The following is a 19,737-nucleotide window of genomic DNA, read 5'->3' on the forward strand; positions in this document are numbered from 1 at the left end:
GTGGAGGAGGCGGCCCGCGGCCGCCCCTTCCCGGGCCTTGGTCGACTCCCCGCCCCGACCGTCGCTCGATGGCCGCTCGGCCGCCGTCGGCCGTCCGTCAGCCGCCCGTCAGCCGCCCCGGCAGTCGTCGGCGCCGAGGATCAGGGCCGAGGTCGGGACCCCGGTGCCGGCGGTGACCAGGGTGTGCGCGGCGCCCGGAACCTGGTTGACGGAGGTGCCCCGGAGCTGGCGGACGGCCTCCGCGATGCCGTTCATGCCGTGCAGGTACGCCTCGCCGAGCTGGCCGCCGTGGGTGTTCAGCGGCAGGGCGTCGGCTGCCACGAAGTCGGCGGCCTCGCCGGGTGCGCAGAAGCCGAACTCCTCCAGTTGCATGAGCACGAACGGGGTGAAGTGGTCGTAGAGGATGCCGACGTCGATGTCCGAGGCGCGCAACCCGCTGGTCCGCCACAGTTGGCGGGCGACCACGTTCATCTCGGGGAGCCCGGTGAGATCGTCGCGGTGGAAGGAGGTCATGGCCTCCTGGCGACGACCGGCGCCCTGGGCGGCGGCGGTGATCACGGCGGGTTTCCGGCGCAGGTGACGGGCCCGCTCGGTGGTGGTGACGACGATCGCCTGTCCGCCGTCCGTCTCCTGACAGCAGTCCAGCAGCCGCAGCGGTTCGACGATCCACCGTGAGGCCGCGTGATCGGCGAGGGTGATGGGCTTGCCGTGGAAGTACGCGGCGGGATTGTTGGCGGCGTGCCGCCGGTCGGTGACCGCGACATGGCCGAAGGCCTCGGGGGTCAGGTTGTAGCTGTGCAGGTAGCGCTGGGCGGCCATCGCCACCCAGGAGGCCGGGGTCAGCAGTCCCCACGGCAGGGACCAGCCCAGTGCCGCCCCCTCCGCCGAGGGCTCGCGCTGCTGGACGCCGGAGCCGAAGCGGCGGCCGGAGCGCTCGTTGAAGGCGCGGTAGCAGACCACCACCTCGGCGACGCCGGTGGCGACGGCGAGGGCGGCCTGCTGGACGGTGGCGCAGGCCGCTCCGCCCCCGTAGTGGATTCGCGAGAAGAAGGAGAGGTCCCCGATGCCGGCCGCCTGCGCGACGGTGATCTCGGGGCTGGTGTCCATGGTGAAGGTGACCATGCCGTCGACGTCGGCGGGGCTCAGTCCGGCGTCGTCCAAGGCGGCGTGGACGGCCTCCACGGCCAGCTTCAGTTCGCTGCGGCCGGAGTCCTTGGAGAACTCGGTCGCGCCGATGCCGACGATGGCGGCGCGGCCGCCGAGACCGTCGCGGGTGCGGACGCTCATGCCGTGTCCCCCAGGGTGACGGTGACGGTTCCCGTGACGTGCAGGCCGACGCCGTTGGCGCCGACGACACGGATCTCCGCGGTGTCCCCGTCGCGGGCGACGACGGTCGCGGTGAGGGTCATGGTGTCGCCGGGGTGGTTGGGGGCGCCGAGGCGGATGGCCACCTTGCGCAGCACCGCGGACGGTCCGAGGTGGTCGGTGACGTACCGGCCGACCAGACCGTTGGTCGTCAGGATGTTCATGAAGATGTCCGGGGAGCCCTTCTCCCGCGCGAGCTCCGCGTCGTGGTGCACGTCCTGGTAGTCGCGGGAGGCGATCGCACCCGCGACGATCAGCGTGCGGGTGACCGGGATCTCCAGCGGCGGCAGCGTGTCGCCGACGTTCATGCGTCGTCCTCCTCGGGTGTCGCGGCGCCGGCGGGCACCGGGTCCGAAACGCGCGCGCCCAGCTCGGCGAGCAGTTCACTGCCGCAGCCCAGGTACGCGTCCAGTTGGCGTCCCCACAGGAAGTGCCGGTGTACGGGATGGTCCAGGTCGGCGCCCATGCCGCCGTGCAGGTGCTGGCCCGCGTGAACGACCCGCTTGCCCGCCTCCGAGGCCCACCAGGCCGCCGTGAGCGCGTGCTCGCGCGCCGGCAGGCCCGTGTCGATCCGCCATGCCGCCTCGTACGCGGTGACGCGGATCGCCTCGGTGTCCATGTACGCGTCGGCGGCGCGCAGCATCACCCCCTGGTTGGTGGAGAGCGGCCGGCCGAACTGTTCGCGGGTGGAGGTGTGCTCCACGGCGCGGGCCAACGTCCCGGCGCAGACGCCCGCCTGGAGGCCCGCGAAGGCGGTGCGGGCGGCGGACAGCACCTCGTCGTGGGCCCGCGGACCGCCGAGCCGTTCGCCCCGCGCCCCGGCCAGGAACAGCGCGCCGGCCGCCCACGGCGCGGTCGTCTCCACCGCCGAGATCCGCACACCGGGCGCGTCCGTCGCCACGAACCACAGCGCCCCGGCCGCGTCCGGCACCAGGACGTGCGTGGCATCGCGCAGCCAGGGCACGGCCGGCGCGGTACCGGTGAGCCGGCCGTCGGGGTCGGCGGTGATCCGGCCGCGCGCCGGGAAGGCGCCGGTGGCCACCACCTCGCCGGTGCCCAGGGTGGGCAGCAGGCGGGCACGTTGCGCGGGACTGCCGTGGCGGGCCACGGGGAGGACTCCGTACACGCAGGTGGCGACGTACGGAACCTGCGCGGTGGTGCGGCCCTGCTCCTCCAGCAGCAGCACCAGACCGAGCAGTCCGACCTCCTCGACGGCGGCGATCAGTCCGGCAGCCGTCAGGGCCTTCCAGAGCTCGGCGTCGCTGCCGGTGCCGGCGGCGGCGAGGCGTTCGTGGGTGGCGAGGTCCCGGAAGATCCGCGCGGCGAGACCGACCGCGGCGGCCTGCTCCTCGGTGGGGTGGAAGTCCATGTCAGCCCGCCTCCGCCCGGAAGACGGGGAGTTCGAGCGTGTCGTCGACGCGCAGGAACTCCAGCTGGACCGGCAGGCCGATGCGGACCTTGTCGTACGGGACTCCGGTGATGTTGCTGATCATCCGGACCCCCTCGGCGAGTTCGACGAGCGCGACCGCGTACGGGGGGTCGAAGGCCGGGAACGGCGGGTGGTGCATGACCACGTACGAGAAGACCGTGCCGGCGCCGCTCGCTGGGACCGTGTCCCAGTCGGGGGAGGCGCAGGCGTTGCAGCCGGGGAGCCAGGGGAAGCGGAGGGTCGAGCAGGCCGTGCAGCGCTGGATCAGCAGGGTGTGGTCGCGGACGCCGTCCCAGAAACCCTGGTTGTCGCGGTTGATCACGGGACGGGGGCGGGCGGGTCGGGGGGAGTGGCCTTCCCGGCGCGGCCGGGCGGGTTGCTTCGGCTGCCGGGTCCGGTTCGGGGCGGGCGCGTACTTGAGGATGCGGAAGCGGTGGGTGCCGGCGAGTTCGCCGTTCGCGTGGACGTCCGTCCGGGTCGTCACGAAGTACCCCGCACCCAGCTTGGTCGTCTTGCGCGCCGACACCGACTCGATGACGGCATCGAAAGTGACGCGGTCGCCGGGGCGCAGCGGACGGAGGTACTCCTGCTCGCAGTCGGTCGCCACCACGGAGGTACAGCCCGCGCCGTCGAGGAGCAGGAGGAGTTCGTCGTAGGCGGAGGAACGGTCGGTGTGCCCGGAGAGCCCACCCATCGTCCAGGCCTGGAGCATGGTGGGCGGGGCGATGGCGTCCGGGCCGGCGTAGGCGGGGTTGGTGTCCCCCATCGCCTCGCACCAGTGGCGGATCATCGGCTCGTTGACCGCGTCCTTGGCCCGCCCCCCGGTGGCGGCGGGCTTCCCCTCGAAGGCCGTCAGCCGGGCGTGGAACCGGGCCTCCGCTGCCGCGGCACACGGCGCTGTCCCTATCGAGGCGTGCGGGGGCGTACCCGCCGCCGCCCGTGTCGAGGCGTGCGGGGGCGTGCCCGCCGCCGCCCGTGTCGAGGCGTGCGGGGGCGTGCCCGCCGCCGTGCCTTCGGCTCCGTCGGCCGTCATCGCTTCCTCCCCTTCATGCCGAGCCGCATCATGGCGACGATCTCCCGCTGGACCTCACTGACCCCGCCGCCGAAGGTGTTGATCTGGGCGGCCCGGTTCAGGCGCTCCAGCTCGCCTCCCGCGAAGGCCGAAGGCCCGCGGATCAGCGCCTCCTCGCCGACGACCTCCTGGCACATCCGGTACACCTCCACGGTGGACTCGGTACCGAGGAACTTCACCCCGCTCGCGTCGCCCGGGGCCAGGGCTCCGCTGCCCACGTCTTGGACCAGGCGCCAGTTGAGAAGGCGTACGGCAGCCAGTCGGGCATGCGCCTCGGCGAGCCGGGACCGTACCCAGGGACGGTCGGCGGGGCGTTCGCCCGTGACCGGGTCGGGGGTCCGGGCGTGCGCGAGGGCGCGGTCGTAGAAGTCCTCCGCCTGCATGCCGATGGCGGCGAGGGCCACGCGTTCGTGGTTGAGCTGGTTCGTGATCAGGCCCCAGCCGCCGTGCTCGGGGCCGACCAGGTTGCCGGCGGGAACGCGGATGGAGTCGTAGTAGGTGGCCGTGGTGGTGAGGCCACCTACGGTGTCGATGGGGGTCCAGGCGAAGCCGGGGGCGTCGGTGGGGACCAGGATGATGGAGATGCCCTTGTGTTTGGGGGCCTCGGGGTCGGTGCGGCAGGCGAGCCAGATCCAGTCGGCGTTCTGGGCGTTGGACGTGAAGATCTTCTGGCCGTCGATGATCCAGTCGGCGTCATCGCCCCGGGCGGCTTCTGCCGGCCTTGTTGGGGCTCCTGAGTCTGCTGGGGCTGCTGGGGCTCCCGGGTCGGTGCCTTCGTGGCGTACGGCGCGTACGGCGCGGGTGCGGAGCGAGGCCAGGTCGGTGCCGGCTTCGGGCTCCGAGTAGCCGATGGCGAAGACGATCTCCCCGGCGAGGATCCGGGGCAGGAAGTAGTCCTTCTGCTCCCGGGTCCCGTACTTCATCAGGGTCGGGCCGACGGTGTTGAGCGTGACCATGGAGACGGGCGCGCCGGCCCGGTAGGCCTCGTCGAAGAAGACGAACTGCTCGTCGGCGCCCCTGCCTTGACCTCCGTACTCGACGGGCCAGCCGAGGCCGAGCAGCCCGTCGGCGCCTATGCGGCGCAACAGGGCACGTTGTGCGGTCGGTTCCTCGGGGGGCCCGTCCGGCATCAGGGTCCCGAAGTACTCCCTCAGCTCGGCGCGGAGCCGCAACTGTCCTTCAGTCGGGGCGAGGTGCACGGCGCGGGCCTCCCGGCATCACATCAACGGAAACCTGACTGTCCGTCAGATCTGTTGTGGATGTCAAGGGTCCACCGAGGCTCCGTCGCTGCGGGGCAGCGGCCGCAGCCCGTCGCGGCAGGACGCGCACGGCCGGCGGTCCGCGGGAAACGCCGGAGGGCGCCTGCGCTACCGGACCCCAGCCGGTCCGGTAGCGCAGACGCCCTCAACACTCATCGCGACTCAGGCCGCATGCGGAACGATCAGAACAAGGGGAAGAAGTTCACCGCCACGTTCGGGTTGTGCTGCTGGATCGCGGTGAAGGCCGAGCCGTTGACCTGCGCGGTGTTGCTCTGGTTGGACGCACCGGAGCCGGTGGCGACCTGCTGCGAGGTGGAGGAGTTGCCGTTGTTGTTGCCACCCACGCCACTGCCGACGATGCTCGCGACGCTCGCATTCGATCCGTCGTTCGCGAACGAGCCGTTGTCGGCCGTGGCCACACCGCCGAACAAGGCGACGGCGAGCGGAAGAGCGGCGACGGCGGCGATGACGCGGGCGGTACGGATGCTTGCCATGTCTTTATCCTCCAGAAAACCGAAGTGGACTTCACACCAGGGCAGTTGGCCGACCGACCCGGTCATTACGTGTGGTGACGACGTCGCGACCTCAGAGTTGCCCACCGAATCCCCGGCGAACCACCCCGGAGCCCCTGATTCCCCCGCAAGCATGAGCAACATCGGATAAACCCCATTCGCGCCCCGAGCGCCCCAGGTCAGCGCCTCCCCAGGCTCCGAAACCCCTGCGACACCCGTGCGGAATCGTTCCGCCAAATCACCGCACCCCGGACATGCCAAAAAGGGTCGCGCCCGCCGGGAACCCCACCGTCTCCCGGGCCTGCGACCCTGCGTCACGTTGGGACGTCACGCTCGCGCCCCCTGCACGCCCCCGGCGCCCGCCGGGGTGAACGGTCCATGCCCCCGCTCCGGGGCACGTCGTGGCGCGATCCACGGTCGCGTGCGACCGGGCTCCAGCGCCTACCGCTCCATGTACTGCCGCCGTACCACCGCGCCGGATGCTGTCGTGCGGGCGGCGCCTTGCGCCACCGCGTGGACGTTCCGTCGCGCCGTTGTACCGGCGTTCACCGTGTCGTTCGTCTTGTCGTTCGCCTTGTCACTCGCCTTGTCGCTCGCCTTGCCGTTCGCCGCGTGGTGCGTCCTGCCGCTCGACCTACATGGCCGCGCCGCCTTGCCGCCCGCACGAAACCGGTGCCCCGCTCGTCGTACCGCTCCGCTGTCTTACGACGTCGGCGCGCTGCCGCCGTACTGCCCTGGCGGCCCTTGTCCGTACTGCCGGCTTCACGGACTGCTGTCCTGGCCTCTCGACGTCTCGCCGACTGGCCGCGCTTCCGTATCGCCGTATCGCCGTACTGCCATATCGCGGTGCTGCTCTGCTGCTCTACCTCTGCGTTGCTCTGCTCTGCGTTGCTCTGCTGCTCTGGGTTGCCGCGTTATTGCGCTGCTGGGTTGCTGCGGGGCTGCGCTGCTGCGTTCCCGCGCTGCCGTATCGCCGTACCGCTGCGCTTGATCCGTCTGCCCGGCGTAGGCGCGTACGCCTGCCCGTCCGGGCGGTGCTGCTCCGTACCCACCGTTCCGTACCCACGACGTCCGCGGCCCCTACCAGGGCCAGATGGTTGCGCGAGCACAAGTGCTGCACGGCGATGACTACGCGGCGAGCGCCATGCCTCGTGCGGCGGTTCCGGCCGAGGTGGTCGCGGCGACCGTGGCGACGGATGCGGCAGGGACGAGAGGGGCGATCGGGGTGGCACCGTCGACCGGGCTGACGGCGGTCCCGGCGTTCCCGGCGGCAAGGGCAGTGGTCGAGCGACGAACGGACGGGGTCTTGCCGTGGGCCTCGGCCCGGATCCGCTGCTTGATGGTGGGCGGGAGCGAGCCTCCCCGCATCATCGCCCGCCACGTCCGCCGGGCCATCACGGCCGGCCGGCGCACGGTGGCGGTCGGAACCACCGGAGCGGAGAAGGGGGCGGCGGCCGGGGCCGCCTTGGCGCCGAGGCCGAGGGCGGCGAAGAGTGCCACGAGTGCGGCGAGGACGGCGGTCCAGATGGACGTGACGCTGCTGCGGTGTGCCATGACGGGTTGCCTCATTTCGCGATGTTCCGACGGGCCGATCTGAATACATTCGCCATGATGTGTGCGCAACCGGAACACCTCCACCACGCGCGCCGATCTTCCGACAAACACCACTCAGAAGGCCCAAAGCGCCCTTTCAGGCCCGCGAAACGCACTGGTGGAGGCCCCGGAGCGACGGCACGTCACAACCGCCGGAAGGGCAGGACGGTCGGAAGAAAGGTCGACGGCCGGCGCGCGACAGCCTCCGCGCCGCTCGCCCCGACGGCTTCGACCCGGCCGTGGTCGAGCGCGCTCCCGCCTTCCGTGATAGCGGGTGGACGCCGAAGGGGCGCCCCTGACGAGGGGCGCCCCTTCTGATCAGAACGCTGTCTGACCTGGTGCGGTGGGTGTGGGATTTGAACCCACGGTGACATCGCTGCCACGACGGTTTTCAAGACCGTTCCCTTAGGCCGCTCGGGCAACCCACCTGGCCGGTACAGAGTACCGGGCGGTGGGGGTGTGCGGGGCTGGTCAGGCCGTTTGTGCCTGGTCGTACGCCGCCTTGACCTCATTGCCGAAGTACGGGCCGAACATCCGGTTCGGCAGGAAGACGTATCCGAAGCTGTTCACCGAGACCTGGGTGCCCAGTCCGGTCGCCTCGTTGAAGTCCTGGAACCAGGGGCCTCCGCTGGAGCCACCGGTCATGTTGCAGCCCAGCCCGTGGTCCTTGGTGAGCAGGAAGTCCTTGCTGCTGTTGCCGCTGCAGTAGACGAGCTTGGTGCCGTCGTACGGCGCCGCGGCGGGGAAGCCGAAGGAGTACATCTTCTTGTTGTAGCCCCCGTTGAACAGGATCCCCTGGGCCCCGACGACCTGGCTGAGCTTCTGGCCGTTCAGCGGGGCCACCACCGCGAGGCCGACGTCCATGTTCATGTCCTCGCTCGCCGCCCACTGCGCGGTGGCGAAGGTGCGCGTGGCCGACCACTGGCCGAAGGGCGCGTTGCCGTTGTCGTACCCCGGGACGAAGACCCAGTTGGTGTGCCAGGCGCCCTGGTACTTCACGCAGTGCCCGGCCGTGATGACGGTGCTGCCGTTGGCGCCGGTGATCGAATCCCCGGAGCAGGACGCCGTCCGGTCGCCCATGGTGAAGAACACCCGGCCGGACGTCTTCACCACGGCCCCGCCGCCCGTCCACGCGCCACCCGCCTGCGGGAACGCGGTGGGTGAGGCGGGGACGGTCGTGGGCGCCACACGGGTGGGTCGGTCCGCCGGGGAGGGAGCCGTACGGACGCTCCCCGGCGCCGCGGTGACGTCCAGCGGGACCGCGGACCGCATGCGCTCGGCGGTCCAGAAGCCCTGGCTGTGTTGCTGACGGAACGAGACGGGGGCGTCGGCGGCGACCGACGGGGTGGCGGCGCTCAAGGCGCCGGCCAGCAGGGCGCCCGCAGCCAACAGAACCGATAAGGCCGTGCGATGACGATTCACGCAGGACTCCTTCTGCCGTGCCCGGGCCGGTCGGGTCCGGGCAGGGTGGGGGTGAAGAGTTGCCGGTGCGGATCGGGTGCAGGGTTGCACGGGCCGTACGAGATGTCAGGCACCGGTCGGAACGTTCGTTCGGTTCCGGCCAGGAAATGGCCAACTCCCTTCCGTTCCGTGACACCTGAGAAGGGGGATCAGATGCCGCCACCCCCGCCAGGCGCATCGGACGCGCCGACCGCCCGGTCAGAGCGTGAGCAGGACACCCGCGTACGAGGCCCCGGCGACCACCACCCATGCCCCGAGACCGAGCAGCGCCGCCCGCCCCCCGGTCCGGGCCAGGGTCGGCAGGTGCACCGCGCTGCCCAGCCCGAACAGCGCCGCGGCCAGCAGCGCCTCCTGCGCGGTGTGTGCCCACTCCAGCGCCACGTCGGGCAGCACACCCGTCGCCCGCAGCGCGGCAGCCGCCAGGAACCCGGCGACGAACAGGGGCACCGGGGCCGGCCGGCGGCCCGAGGCCGTGCGCACCCCACGCCGCCGGGCCCGTACGGAGAAGGCCACGGCCGCGACGAGCGGGGCCAGCAGCGCCACCCGCATCAGTTTCACCAGGACGGCCTCGCCCAGGGCGCCGGGGCCCGCCGTCTGGGCCGTCGCCACGACCTGGCCGACGTCGTGCACGCTCGCGCCCACCCAGCGCCCGAAGGCGAGGTCGGACAGTGCCAACGGGTCCTGGAGGAGCGGGAGCACCGCGATGGCCAGCGTTCCGCAGAGGGTGACCAGGGCCACCGACGAGGCCACGTCCTCCTCGTCGCTGCCGGAGACCTGACTGACGGCGCCGATCGCCGAGGCTCCGCAGATCGAGTAGCCGGTCGCGATCAACAGCGGCTGATCGCCCGGCAGTCCGAGCCTGCGCCCCAGCCAGAGGGTCCCGAGGAAGGTGGCCGCGACCACCCCGGTCACCATGGCGACGGTCGCCCAGCCCAGCCCCAGCACCTGGTCCAGGCCGAGACCGAGTCCCAGCAGGACGATGCCGATCCGCATCAACCTCCGCCCCGCCAGGGAGAGGCCCGCCCGCGCGGGGCCTCGTACGACGGTCCGTAGTCGCGGGAGGTGGGCGATCGCGATGCCGAGCACCACCGCCGCGGTCAGCATCGGCACGGCCGGCACCAACCGGTGGACGCACCAGGCCACGAAGGCGCCCGCGACGGCCAGCCCCAACCCCGGCCAAGGGGAGGATGTTTCACGTGAAACAACGCGTGCCCGCCCGGGCCGGTGGACGGGGCGATGCAACAGGGCCATCAGTCGGCCGGGAGGGTGTAGACGCGGCGCACGCTGCTGCCCAGCCGGGAGACGTCGGCGCCGTAGACGTGAAGGGATATCGCCGTCGTGCGACAGGAGTTGCGGACCTGGTGGATGTCGCCGGGCGGGGCGAACCCGCAGACGTCCCCCTGGTCGTTGACCACCTCTTCGGTGGGCACCAGCCGGGCGCCGTCCGTGCCCGTCGCCGGGGCGAGCCGGTAGCGGCGCTCGCTCTCCGCGCCCTGGTGGACCCCGGCCACGCACCACGAGACGTGGTCGTGGATGGACGTCTCCTGACCCGGCAGCCACACCAGTGCCACCACCGAGAAGCTGCCGTCGGGCTCCGCGTGCAGGATGTGCTGCCGGTACCGGTCCGGATGCCCCTCGCACTGGTCGGGGGTGAGCAGGTCGAACGCGCCCAGGTGCGGGGCGATCCGCTCACCGACCAGGTACGCGGTCAGGTCGGGGGCGAGCCCGCGTTCCACTACCGTGCGGATCTCGCTGACGAGGGCGGCCATCCTCGCGGTCGTTCTGGCCGGCGTGGTGGTGGTCATAGGGGCAGCGTCGAACAGCCCACCGATCACGTCCAACGACAGTTTTCACCCGAAATCCCAAGCACAGCTTATGGATTGGGGCGGGCGATCACGGCTGCGGTCAGCAGCCGACCCGGTTCGACGCCACCCGTTTCAGTTCGTCCAACACCACGGCCGTCGCGGGAATCCTCAGGTGGTCCCGGTACACGTACGCGGAGATGTGACGGCGGGCCGCCGGCTGGAGGGCCCGCCCGCAGACCCGGGTGAGGGCCAATGACGGCAGGACGAGGGCGGGCATCATCGCCACGCCCAGGCCCTGCGCGACCAGGCTCTGCACCACCAGGTTGTCGTCGGTCGCGAACCGGATGTCGGGCACGAAGCCGAGCTCCGCGCACTCGTGCAGCAGGTTCGCCCGGCAGCGCGGGCACCCGGCGATCCACCGCTCCTCGGCCAGGTCGGCCAGGTGGACGGCCCGGCGCCTGGCCAGTGGATGCCCGGTCGGCAGGAGCACCGTCAGCTGGTCCTCCAGCAGCCTGACCTCGTCGACCTCCTCCGGAACCTCCTCGCGCAGTCCGGGATAGGTGAAGGCCAGCGTGATGTCGCACTCGCCGCGTCGCAGCCGGTGCAGCGACTCCGGCGGCTCCCCCTCCAGCAGTTCGACCTGGATCCCCGGATGGGACGCGGCCAGGCCACTGAGCGCTTCCGGAACGAGGGTGACGTTGACGCTGGGGAACCCGCAGACCCGGACCCGGCCGGTGCTCAGACGCGCGTACGCCTTCAGTTGGGCCTCGGCGGCGGAGAGGCTGCCGAGAATGGAGTCGGCGTGCCTGGCCAGCGACCGGCCGGCCTCGGTGAGTTGCATCGTGCGGCCGATGCGGGTGAACAGCGGGGTGCCGACGGCCCGTTCGAGCGCCTTCATCTGCTGGGTGATCGCGGGCTGGGTGTATCCGAGGGCCCGCGCGGCGGCCGAGTACGAACCGCAGGCGACCACTTCATGGAATGTCCGTATGTGCCGGGAATCGAACACGCCCAAAGCATAAGCGGACGTTGGGAGGGGCCGCAGGCTTAATCGCGCCTGCGGCCCCTCTCCATCAAGCCGGCGTCCAGCTCCCGTCGAGCAGAGCCGGTCGAGCGGAGCCCGGTCCGGGTCGTGGGTGCGTGGGTGGGTGCTACTTGTCCCCGGTCCGCGAGCCGAGGGTGATGTCCACGGTGCTCGGCTTGCCGCCGCGCAGGTAGGTCAGCTTCACCGTGTCGCCCGGCTTGTACGTCCAGATCTCGCTGATCAGGGTCGGGCCGCTGTCGATCGGCTTGTCGCCCAGCTGGGTGATGATGTCGCCGGGCTTGAGGCCCGCCTTGCCCGCCGGCCCGTTCGGGTCGACCAGTTCGTTGGCGGGGGCTCCGGACTCGGAGATCTTGGCACCCTCCGTCTTGGCCTGGAGGTCGACGGAGACCGAGATCACCGGGTAGACCGGCTTGCCCGTCTTGATCAGCGACTCGGCGACGTTCTTCGCCTGGTTGATCGGGATGGCGAAGCCGAGGCCGATCGAACCGGCCTGACCGCCGCCGAAGCCGCCGTTGCCGGCCGACTGGATCGCGGAGTTGATGCCGATGACCGCGCCGCGGCCGTCGAGGAGCGGGCCGCCGGAGTTGCCGGGGTTGATGGAGGCGTCCGTCTGCAGCGCGCTCATGTACGAGTTCTTGCCGCTGGAGCCGTCACCGGATGCCACCGGGCGGTTCTTGGCGCTAACGATGCCGGTGGTGACCGTGTTGGACAGGCCGAAGGGGGCGCCGATCGCGATGGTCGAGTCGCCGACGGCCACCTTGTCGGAGTCGCCCAGCGCCAGCGGCTTGAGGCCGGCCGGCGGGTTCTTCAGCTTGAGCACGGCCACGTCGTAGCCCTCGGCGCGGCCGATGACCTCGGCCTCGAACCGCTTGCCGTTGGAGAAGGTCGCGGAGAGCTTGCCGCCATTGGCCGCGGAGGCCACCACGTGGTTGTTGGTGAGGATGTGGCCCTGCGCGTCGTAGACGAAGCCGGTGCCCGTGCCGCCCTCGCCGTCACCGGCCTTCGCCTCGATGGTCACCACGCTCGGCAGCGCCCCTGCCGCCAGACCGGCGACGGAGCCCGCCTCCCGCTTGAGGTCCTTCGGGGTGCTGGCGCTGATGGTGGTCGAGCCCGAGCCGTCGTGCGAGCGCTCCGAGGCCCAGTAGCCGATGCCGCCACCGACACCGCCCGCGATGAGGGCGGCCGCGAGCACACCCGCGATCAGTCCGCCCCTGCCCTTGGGCTTGGGCGGGGGGCCGTCCGCGGTCAGGGGCACTCCCCAGCCGCCACCGCCGTGGCCGCCGTCGACGTACGAGGGAACGGTGGGCGGCGGCGGGGGCCAGCCCTCGGCCCCGTGGGCGGCGGCCGGGGGCTGCGCGTACGGCGGCGCCTGGGCGTACCCCTGGTCCTGGGCATACCCGGGGGCCACAGGCCCGCCCTGGGTGTGCGGAAGCTGCTGCGTCGGCTCCGGGCCGGGCACGCCGGCCGGGGGCGGCGGGGTGACGGGGGCAGGGGGAACGGCGTCGGCGGGCCGCGCCGCCTGGGGCTCGGCGGCCGGGTCAGGGGTGGAGGCGGGCACGGGCGCAGGCGGTACGGAAGGGGCCGCGGGGGGCTTCTGGGCCGCGGTGCCCTCGTTCTCGGTGCTCACAGCGCTCTCTCCTCGTCACAAACACGGCTTCTGGTCCTGGAAATATCTGGCGATACCGGTCCGACTGAACGTTCGACGTGCCGCACAAGTTCCAGTGCAAAGCCTTTCCCATGACCCGTCAGAGCACTGTAAGCCGGACCTGTGCGTCTCCCCCCATCCTTTATCCCCGGCATTTCGGGCGCATCCGCAAGCTCGCCACGCCGTGCGGGGCCGCCGCGGTGGCACCATGACCCCGTGACCCACGCAACGCCGCTCCCCATCCAGGTCGTCGCCCACCGCGGTGCCTCGGAGGACGCCCCCGAGCACACTCTGGCCGCCTACCGGAAGGCCATGGAGGACGGGGCCGACGCCCTCGAATGTGACATCCGGCTCACGGCCGACGGCCATCTGGTCCTGGTCCACGACCGCCGGGTGAACCGCACCTCCAACGGCCGCGGCGCGGTGTCCGCCTTGGAGCTGGCCGATCTCGCGGCCCTCGACTTCGGCTCTTGGAAGGACCGCGAGGAGTCCCCGGACTGGGACTCCGATCCGGAGCGCACCTCCGTGCTCACCCTGGAGCGGCTGCTGGAGCTGGTCTCCGACGCCGGGCGGCCCGTACAGCTGGCGATCGAGACGAAGCACCCGACCCGCTGGGCCGGACAGGTGGAAGAGCGGCTCCTCTTCCTCCTCAAGCGCTTCGGACTGGACGCCCCGCCCGCCGAGGGCCCGCACCCGGTCCGCGTCATGAGCTTCTCCGCGCGCTCGCTGCACCGCGTGCGGGCGGCCGCGCCGACGATCCCGACCGTGTACCTGATGCAGTTCATCTCGCCGCGCATGCGGGACGGCCGGCTGCCGGCCGGCGTGAGCATCGCCGGCCCCGGGATGCGCATCGTGCGCAACCATCCCGGTTACATCCGCAAGCTCCAGTCGGCGGGACACTCGGTTCACGTGTGGACCGTGAACGAACCCTCGGACGTTCAGCTCTGCGCGGACCTGGGTGTAGAAGCAATCATCACGAACAGACCGCGCCAAGTTCTGTCACAACTCGGGCGCTGACGTCCCGATTTGCCCACCCACCACACGTGTCCCACTCGTCACAGGGTGTGCCCCGGCGCATCCGCTCCGCATTTGTCGTCGTGAATGCGCCAGAGGGCACTTCATGAACGGTTTCCGGTCCAGGCCATTGGGGCATCCAGACCTTGGCGTGGGGCTAAGGAGGTTCCGGGGGTGGCGTTGGTGATGGCACACGAAGTGCCCACGTCGTGGTGCATGGACGTACGCCACGGTCCTGCGGGCGTGGGCGAGGCAAGGCGCCGCATGCGCGAGCAACTGCGGACCGGCGGACTGTCCGAATCGGTCGTGGACGATGCCGTACTCATCCTTTCCGAACTGCTCAGCAACGCCTGCCGCCACGGCCGGCCACTGGGATCCCGGGAGGTCGGGGACGGCGAGATACGCGCCGCCTGGCGCGTCGACGGGGCGGGACGGCTGACGGTCGAGGTCACGGACGGCGGCGGACCCACCCGTCCGATCCCCTCGACCCCCTCGGTCACGGCGCGCGGCGGCCGGGGGCTGAACATCATCAGCGCGCTGGCCCAGGACTGGGGCGTCCGGGACGGGGCTGCGGGTGAGGTCACCGTGTGGGTGGTCGTTGCCTGTGGGACCCGTCACGAGGATTTCGCTACGCGCGTCACAGCCCCGGCGATCGGCTTCGGAACGGCCTTCGACGACCTGAGCCACTGAGTCCCCGGTCCGGATCCCGGAACCTGGTCCCGAGTCACCGAGCGCGTGCCCGGGCCACCCCACGCCCCGGGCACCCGCGGGACGCCGCCCGGGACCGGGAACCCGGCCGACCGCGGCAACGGAGGCGGCCGTCGGAAGCGCACGCCGACCGCGCTACCGGCCGCACCCCACAGGTTCCGGCGGTGTGAACGGCTAGGCTCGCGCCCAGAAAACCGCCGCACCGCCGCAACCGGGAGACACCCACGATGGCAAAGAAGCGCCCCGCCGCGAAGAACGCGAAGTCGCAGCGCACGCCGCAGCTCAACAACGGGGAGATCCCCGTGGTGGGTGCCCGCGAGCCATGTCCCTGCGGATCCGGGCGCCGCTACAAGGCCTGTCACGGCGCCGCCGCCGCGCACGCCGTGACCGAGCACGTGCGGCGCCCCTTCGAGGGCCTGCCCGGCGAGTGCGACTGGGTCGCGCTGCGCGAGCTGGTACCCGCCGCGACCATCCCGCTCACCCTCAAGAGCGGCCTGCCCGACGGCGTTCCCTCGGTGACGCTGGTGACCGTGCTGCCGATGGCCTGGCCGGCGCTGCGCCGCGAGGACGGCTCCGTCCTCCTGGGCCTGCAGAACGACTCGACCACCGGTGACCTCGCCCGGGACATGGCCGACACCCTGGAGCGCGCGCTGGTGACGGAGCCGGGTACCCCGGTTCCCGCCCGTCGGGTTCCGGCCGAGGGCCCGCGACTTCAGGATCTCCTGGACACGGACAGCGTTTTCGAGCCGGTTGTCCACAGTGGCTTCGAATTCTGGATTCCGGATGCGGAGAACGCCCAGAACGCCTCTCCGGAGATCGCCGCCTCGCTGGAACGCGCCAACGCCGCCGCGATTCCCACCGTCAAGCTGGCCGGCGTGGACGCGGCCTACTGGTGCGAGACGCCGGACAAGAACCACCTGCGCTGGGTCATGCCGCAGCCCGAGGAGAAGCTGCTCGACGCCCTGGCGCGACTGCACGCGGCCGGCACCTCGTCCCTCGGTGAAGGCACCAAGCTCGTCGGTTCCTTCCGCGCCCACGGTCTGATGGTTCCCGTCTGGGACCTGCCCACCGGCGTCTCGGCCGACGACGTCGAGAAGCCCGCCGCGGAACTCGCGGAGCGCCTGGCCGCGGCCCTCGCCACGGACGCGCCCCTGACGACGGAGGAGCGTCGGGCCCGCGCCGGCCTCACGAACCGCCAGGTCACGCTCAGCTGACCACCGCGCGCGCCCAGGACCGGTGACTGGGGTCACAACTCCCGCTAATCGCCTGCAAATCCGTGTCCGAATATCAGAGATCGAATTTGCGAACAGGCGATCTCTTGTTACCGTTCTTGTAGCCCGGTCGCTGGTGCATCCCCCGTCGCCAGCGACCGGGCCCTTCCATTTCAGGCGATGTTCAACCATCGCCCGGTGCCGGTGAGTTGCTCCCGGACCTCAGCAGCAACGCCCCTTCATCATCCGGAACTGCAAACTCCGCCACGGCCGAGTAGCCCTCCGGGCCTCCCGCCGAGTCGTCACGCGGTGTTTCGCACAGCCCCGGCTCGTCACCCGGCCCGACGACGCAGCGGATCTGCACGGTGCGCCCCGCGGGCCCCATCATCGTCAGCACGGCGTCCAACGCGCGGCCACTGGTGTTGCGGTAGTAACTCCGGCCCCACGTACTGCCATCGCCGACCAGGACGCAGGTTTGTGCCTCCACGCCGTGCTGCGAGGAGACCTCGGGGCCGCACCGGGCATCCGTACGCGGCTGCACGGGTGGCCCGGGCTGTGCGGGACGGGCCGCGGGCGACGGTTTGCCCTTCGTGCGGGACGGGTCCGAAAGGCCGAGCGTGGAGAGCAACCCGCCGCCCTTTCCGTCATCCTGACCGGCGAAATCCGGCCCGGCGATCGCCCCCGCGAGGGGAAGCGACAAGATGATCAGCACACCGGCGCCGATAGCGATCAGGCGGAGATTCATTCGCCGAAGATAGCGATGCGGGAAAGGGGCGCGGAGATCCCCGCGCCCAATTCCCTTGGAAACTCGCCCAGCCGGCACCCGTACGAGTGATCTCCCGAGCGGAGATCGGCGTTCGGGGACACGGCGTCGATCAGTACGCCAACCGGCTGCCGCCGCCCGGCGCTCCGCTGCTCGCCTCGACCAACGCGTCCACGACCGCCTCCACCTCGGGCAGCCAGATGCCGTCGGGACCCACCTCCGGCTCCCGGTTCCAACACACCTGTCCACCGCCGGACGCGACGGACGGGGGCAGCAACAGGTAGCCGCCCTCGCCGTGGAAGCGCAGCGAGGAGGGCACGTGGTCCTTGGCGTACAGGAGTTCACCGAGCCGTTCCAACGAATACGGCGCCACCAGCAGGGACCACCTGGTCGGCGTCGCGACGATCGGACCGAGCCGCATGCCCTGCGCGTCCAGCCGTCCGACGGCACGCGCGGCGGCCGTGGCCGGCAGGCTCACCGCACACGGAGCGGCCCCGCCGGTGGCCACGAGCAACGGAGCGGCCGGCCGCCTGGCCCACCACCAGGCCACCATCCGGGGGTCGGTGGTGGCCGCGAGCAGCCCCGGGTCGAAGGGATGGGCGCCGGGCACCACACAGTCGGGATCGGGGCAGGCACAGCGCACGCCGTCGGCACCGGCCCGGCCCACGCCGGGCAGCACGGGCCACCGCCATTCGGCGGCGCAGACGAGAGCCGCGTCGAGGAGGGACGGGGTGCCGCCGTCCGGGATCCGGTCGGAGGAGGAGGTCGGTCGCAGGGTTTTCAAGCGATCGCGGAGCCGCTGGAGACGCCTTCCGAGGATCTCGCGCATGAGCGCTCGTTCCTTTCCGTTGAACGTCGAGGGCCACATCACACCAGGTAAGCGGTGCATCACCACACGTACACGTTGCGCGTCACTGTCCGCCAGAAGCAGGTTCACACGGTTCGTGCAGTTTTCTTACGGGTCCATCAAACGTCCGGCGGGGGGCGGAACGCGACCCGCACCGGGTCGAGACCGGCTGCCGCCGCTAAGGACGACGGGCTGCGCCGGGCGGTTCCCGGCGGGTGCCGAAAGGTCTCAACTCGCCCCGGCCACCACCGATTACGTACCCGAGCCCGCAGTGACGCCCGCCCAGTCGATCGCAAAAACCGTCCGCTTCCCGCTTTTTCCGGCCAAGTTTTAGCCTTGGCCGCACAGTGAGTTGCCGTCTCACGGACACCAGGATTCCCACCTGGGCAATGCTGGACATCGATCCTCGTGTGCGTGTAGATGTGGATCCATTGATGGCGGCGCAGCACGATCTGGGGGTTTGCGATGCTATATGGCGAATCGCACCAGGTGGAAAGGCGGACGCCATGAGCGCCCCGCATCTGCCGAAAGTGGCTGGAATCGATCCAGCAGTTACAGCGTCACCGCACACTCAGGCGCCCACCGCGCCCACACCCGCACGCAGCACCCCCGCCCAGGCCCCTCCGCCTGCCGCGAGCAGCGTCATCCAGGACCGCCTGGCGGGCATGGTCTCCGACCTCACCACCCTCCACGAACTCACCGAACGCCTCGCCCGGTCCGTCGACCTCGACTCCTCCCTGCGGGAATTCCTGCGCGCCGGAGCCGCGCTGGTCGGCGCCCGACGCGGCCTGGTCGTCCTGGAACCCTCCGACGGCCTCGGCCCCACCACCACGATCGGCCTCGGTCTCGGCCACGCCGACCTCGGCCACATCGAGACGGTGCCGCGCAGCGCCACCTCGTACGGCCGCATCCTGGACGGGCTCCCGGACGCGCACGGCGGCTCCGAGGTGCTCCCCGAACCCGGTGAGGCACCCGGCACCGGCGGGTTCGGCGTCCCGGTCGACCCGCGTCACCGCGAGGTCGCCGCCCGACTCGGCTACGCCGCCAGCTACGCGCTGCCGCTGACCGCCGAGGCCACCGGCCGACTCGGCGCGGCCGTCTGGCTCTACGACGAGCAGGCCGAACCCGGCGAACGTCAGCGCGACCTCGCGGGGCTGTACGTCCGGCACGCCGCCGAGCACCTGGCCCGCATGGTCGAGGTGGAGCGTTCCCGCTCCCGCCTGGCCATCGTCACGGAGGAGCTGCTGCCCAGCCGGCTGCCCCGGATCCCCGGCGTGCAGCTCGCGGCCCGGCACCACACCGGCCCGCGCGGCGGCGGCGACTGGTACGACGCACTGCCGCTGCCCGAGGGCGCCATGGGTCTCGCCGTGGGCTCCGTCACCGGCGCCGGTCCGAGCGCCGTCGCCGCGATGGGTCGCCTGCGGGCCTCCCTGCGCGCGTACGCCGTCATGGAGGGTGAGGACCCTGTAGCGGTCCTCTCCGACCTGGAGCTGTTGCTGCGGCTGACCGAACCCGCGCGCTCGGCCACCGCGCTCTTCGCCTACTGCGAACCGGCCGCCCGGAAGATCATCCTGGCCGGCGCGGGGCACACCCCGCCGCTGCTCATCGGCGAGCGGCGGACCGAGTACGTGGAGACCTCGCTCTCCGCGCCGCTCGGGATGCTGGCCTGCTGGGAGGCGCCGAGCGTGGAGATCGAACCGGCTCCCGGAGAAACGGTGCTGCTCTACACGGACGGACTGCTGCGGCGCACCGGAGACCCGATGGACCGCGCGTACGCCCGGCTGCACGCGGCGGCCGCGGGTGTTCCCCGTGCCGCTCGCGAGGACCCGGCGGCGATCTGCGACCACATCCTCCGCACCGTCCTGCCGGAAGGGGAGGCCACACCGGTCCAGGGGGAGGACGCCACCGAGGACATCGTTCTGCTCGCCGCCCGGTTTGACTGATTTGTCACATAGTTCGCCGGGCATCTTCCGCTCACACATACGATGGACGGGGTCCGTACCCGGTCCTT

18 protein-coding genes and 1 tRNA gene are annotated in these 19,737 nt (G+C 71.5%); 4 read left to right on the forward strand and 15 right to left on the reverse strand.

Annotation, left to right across the window (positions count from 1 at the left end; all coding sequences use genetic code 11):
* Positions 1 to 108: 108 nt before the first annotated feature.
* The 13 genes from OG906_RS17090 to OG906_RS17150 all read right to left on the reverse strand — a co-directional run bounded on the left by OG906_RS17090 (position 109) and on the right by OG906_RS17150 (position 13,165).
* The gene (locus tag OG906_RS17090; RefSeq protein WP_329443766.1) at positions 109 to 1,287 is read right to left on the reverse strand and encodes a lipid-transfer protein; all 1,179 of its coding nucleotides are present in this window, start codon (positions 1,285 to 1,287) and stop codon (positions 109 to 111) included.
* Complete coding sequence (locus OG906_RS17095; RefSeq protein ID WP_267800076.1) at positions 1,284 to 1,673, reverse strand: MaoC family dehydratase; 390 nt, start codon at positions 1,671 to 1,673, stop codon at positions 1,284 to 1,286. Before OG906_RS17095 ends, OG906_RS17090 begins: the two co-directional genes overlap by 4 nt.
* Positions 1,670 to 2,734 carry an acyl-CoA dehydrogenase family protein gene (locus OG906_RS17100; protein WP_329443769.1) on the reverse strand — a complete coding sequence of 355 codons (1,065 nt, stop codon included), beginning with the start codon at positions 2,732 to 2,734 and terminating at the stop codon, positions 1,670 to 1,672. Before OG906_RS17100 ends, OG906_RS17095 begins: the two co-directional genes overlap by 4 nt.
* A 1-nt stretch (position 2,735) precedes the next feature.
* The gene (locus OG906_RS17105) at positions 2,736 to 3,827 is read right to left on the reverse strand and encodes a bifunctional MaoC family dehydratase N-terminal/OB-fold nucleic acid binding domain-containing protein (protein ID WP_329443771.1); all 1,092 of its coding nucleotides are present in this window, start codon (positions 3,825 to 3,827) and stop codon (positions 2,736 to 2,738) included.
* Positions 3,824 to 5,065 (reverse strand): acyl-CoA dehydrogenase family protein, encoded by a 1,242-nt coding sequence (locus tag OG906_RS17110; protein WP_329443773.1) that lies wholly within the window; start codon positions 5,063 to 5,065, stop codon positions 3,824 to 3,826. Before OG906_RS17110 ends, OG906_RS17105 begins: the two co-directional genes overlap by 4 nt.
* Before the next feature lie 242 nt (positions 5,066 to 5,307).
* Positions 5,308 to 5,619, reverse strand: coding sequence for a hypothetical protein (locus tag OG906_RS17115; protein ID WP_329443776.1), 312 nt, complete (start codon positions 5,617 to 5,619; stop codon positions 5,308 to 5,310).
* Between the two features lie 1,146 nt (positions 5,620 to 6,765).
* On the reverse strand, positions 6,766 to 7,191 hold the full coding sequence (locus OG906_RS17120; protein ID WP_329443778.1) for a DUF6344 domain-containing protein: 426 nt from the start codon (positions 7,189 to 7,191) through the stop codon (positions 6,766 to 6,768).
* A 380-nt stretch (positions 7,192 to 7,571) separates the two neighbouring features.
* Positions 7,572 to 7,658, reverse strand: a tRNA-Ser gene (locus tag OG906_RS17125).
* A gap of 43 nt (positions 7,659 to 7,701) precedes the next feature.
* Positions 7,702 to 8,652, reverse strand: a complete 951-nt coding sequence (locus OG906_RS17130; protein ID WP_329443779.1) for a trypsin-like serine peptidase — start codon at positions 8,650 to 8,652, stop codon at positions 7,702 to 7,704.
* A gap of 237 nt (positions 8,653 to 8,889) precedes the next feature.
* Complete coding sequence (locus OG906_RS17135; RefSeq protein ID WP_267802274.1) at positions 8,890 to 9,942, reverse strand: YeiH family protein; 1,053 nt, start codon at positions 9,940 to 9,942, stop codon at positions 8,890 to 8,892.
* Positions 9,942 to 10,496, reverse strand: coding sequence for a cysteine dioxygenase family protein (locus tag OG906_RS17140; protein WP_329443783.1), 555 nt, complete (start codon positions 10,494 to 10,496; stop codon positions 9,942 to 9,944). Before OG906_RS17140 ends, OG906_RS17135 begins: the two co-directional genes overlap by 1 nt.
* A gap of 100 nt (positions 10,497 to 10,596) precedes the next feature.
* On the reverse strand, positions 10,597 to 11,502 hold the full coding sequence (locus OG906_RS17145) for a LysR substrate-binding domain-containing protein (protein WP_329443785.1): 906 nt from the start codon (positions 11,500 to 11,502) through the stop codon (positions 10,597 to 10,599).
* A gap of 142 nt (positions 11,503 to 11,644) precedes the next feature.
* Positions 11,645 to 13,165: a S1C family serine protease gene (locus OG906_RS17150; RefSeq protein ID WP_329443787.1), complete on the reverse strand. Its 1,521-nt coding sequence runs from the start codon at positions 13,163 to 13,165 to the stop codon at positions 11,645 to 11,647.
* Positions 13,166 to 13,399: 234 nt separating this feature from the next.
* Here OG906_RS17150 and OG906_RS17155 point away from each other — a divergent pair, with 234 nt between their 5' ends.
* The 3 genes from OG906_RS17155 (at position 13,400) to OG906_RS17165 (ending at position 16,119) form a co-directional block, all read left to right on the forward strand.
* Positions 13,400 to 14,200, forward strand: coding sequence for a glycerophosphodiester phosphodiesterase (locus tag OG906_RS17155; protein WP_329443789.1), 801 nt, complete (start codon positions 13,400 to 13,402; stop codon positions 14,198 to 14,200).
* An 84-nt stretch (positions 14,201 to 14,284) separates the two neighbouring features.
* Entirely contained in the window at positions 14,285 to 14,887 is a 603-nt protein-coding gene (locus OG906_RS17160; protein ID WP_267802279.1) for an ATP-binding protein, read from the forward strand.
* Between the two features lie 245 nt (positions 14,888 to 15,132).
* The gene (locus tag OG906_RS17165) at positions 15,133 to 16,119 is read left to right on the forward strand and encodes a DUF5926 family protein (RefSeq protein ID WP_329443791.1); all 987 of its coding nucleotides are present in this window, start codon (positions 15,133 to 15,135) and stop codon (positions 16,117 to 16,119) included.
* 181 nt (positions 16,120 to 16,300) lie between these two features.
* Here the strand turns inward: OG906_RS17165 and OG906_RS17170 are convergent, their stop codons facing one another.
* Together OG906_RS17170 and OG906_RS17175 are read right to left on the reverse strand one after the other, a co-directional pair.
* Positions 16,301 to 16,861, reverse strand: coding sequence for a hypothetical protein (locus tag OG906_RS17170; protein WP_329443793.1), 561 nt, complete (start codon positions 16,859 to 16,861; stop codon positions 16,301 to 16,303).
* A gap of 130 nt (positions 16,862 to 16,991) precedes the next feature.
* Entirely contained in the window at positions 16,992 to 17,708 is a 717-nt protein-coding gene (locus OG906_RS17175; RefSeq protein WP_329443794.1) for a bifunctional DNA primase/polymerase, read from the reverse strand.
* Between the two features lie 407 nt (positions 17,709 to 18,115).
* On the opposite strand from OG906_RS17175, the gene OG906_RS17180 reads away from it, so the two are divergent.
* On the forward strand, positions 18,116 to 19,669 hold the full coding sequence (locus OG906_RS17180; RefSeq protein ID WP_329443796.1) for a PP2C family protein-serine/threonine phosphatase: 1,554 nt from the start codon (positions 18,116 to 18,118) through the stop codon (positions 19,667 to 19,669).
* The last annotated feature ends 68 nt before the right edge of the window (positions 19,670 to 19,737 follow it).

Source organism: Streptomyces sp. NBC_01426 (assembly GCF_036231985.1).
GTDB lineage: Bacteria > Actinomycetota > Actinomycetes > Streptomycetales > Streptomycetaceae > Streptomyces.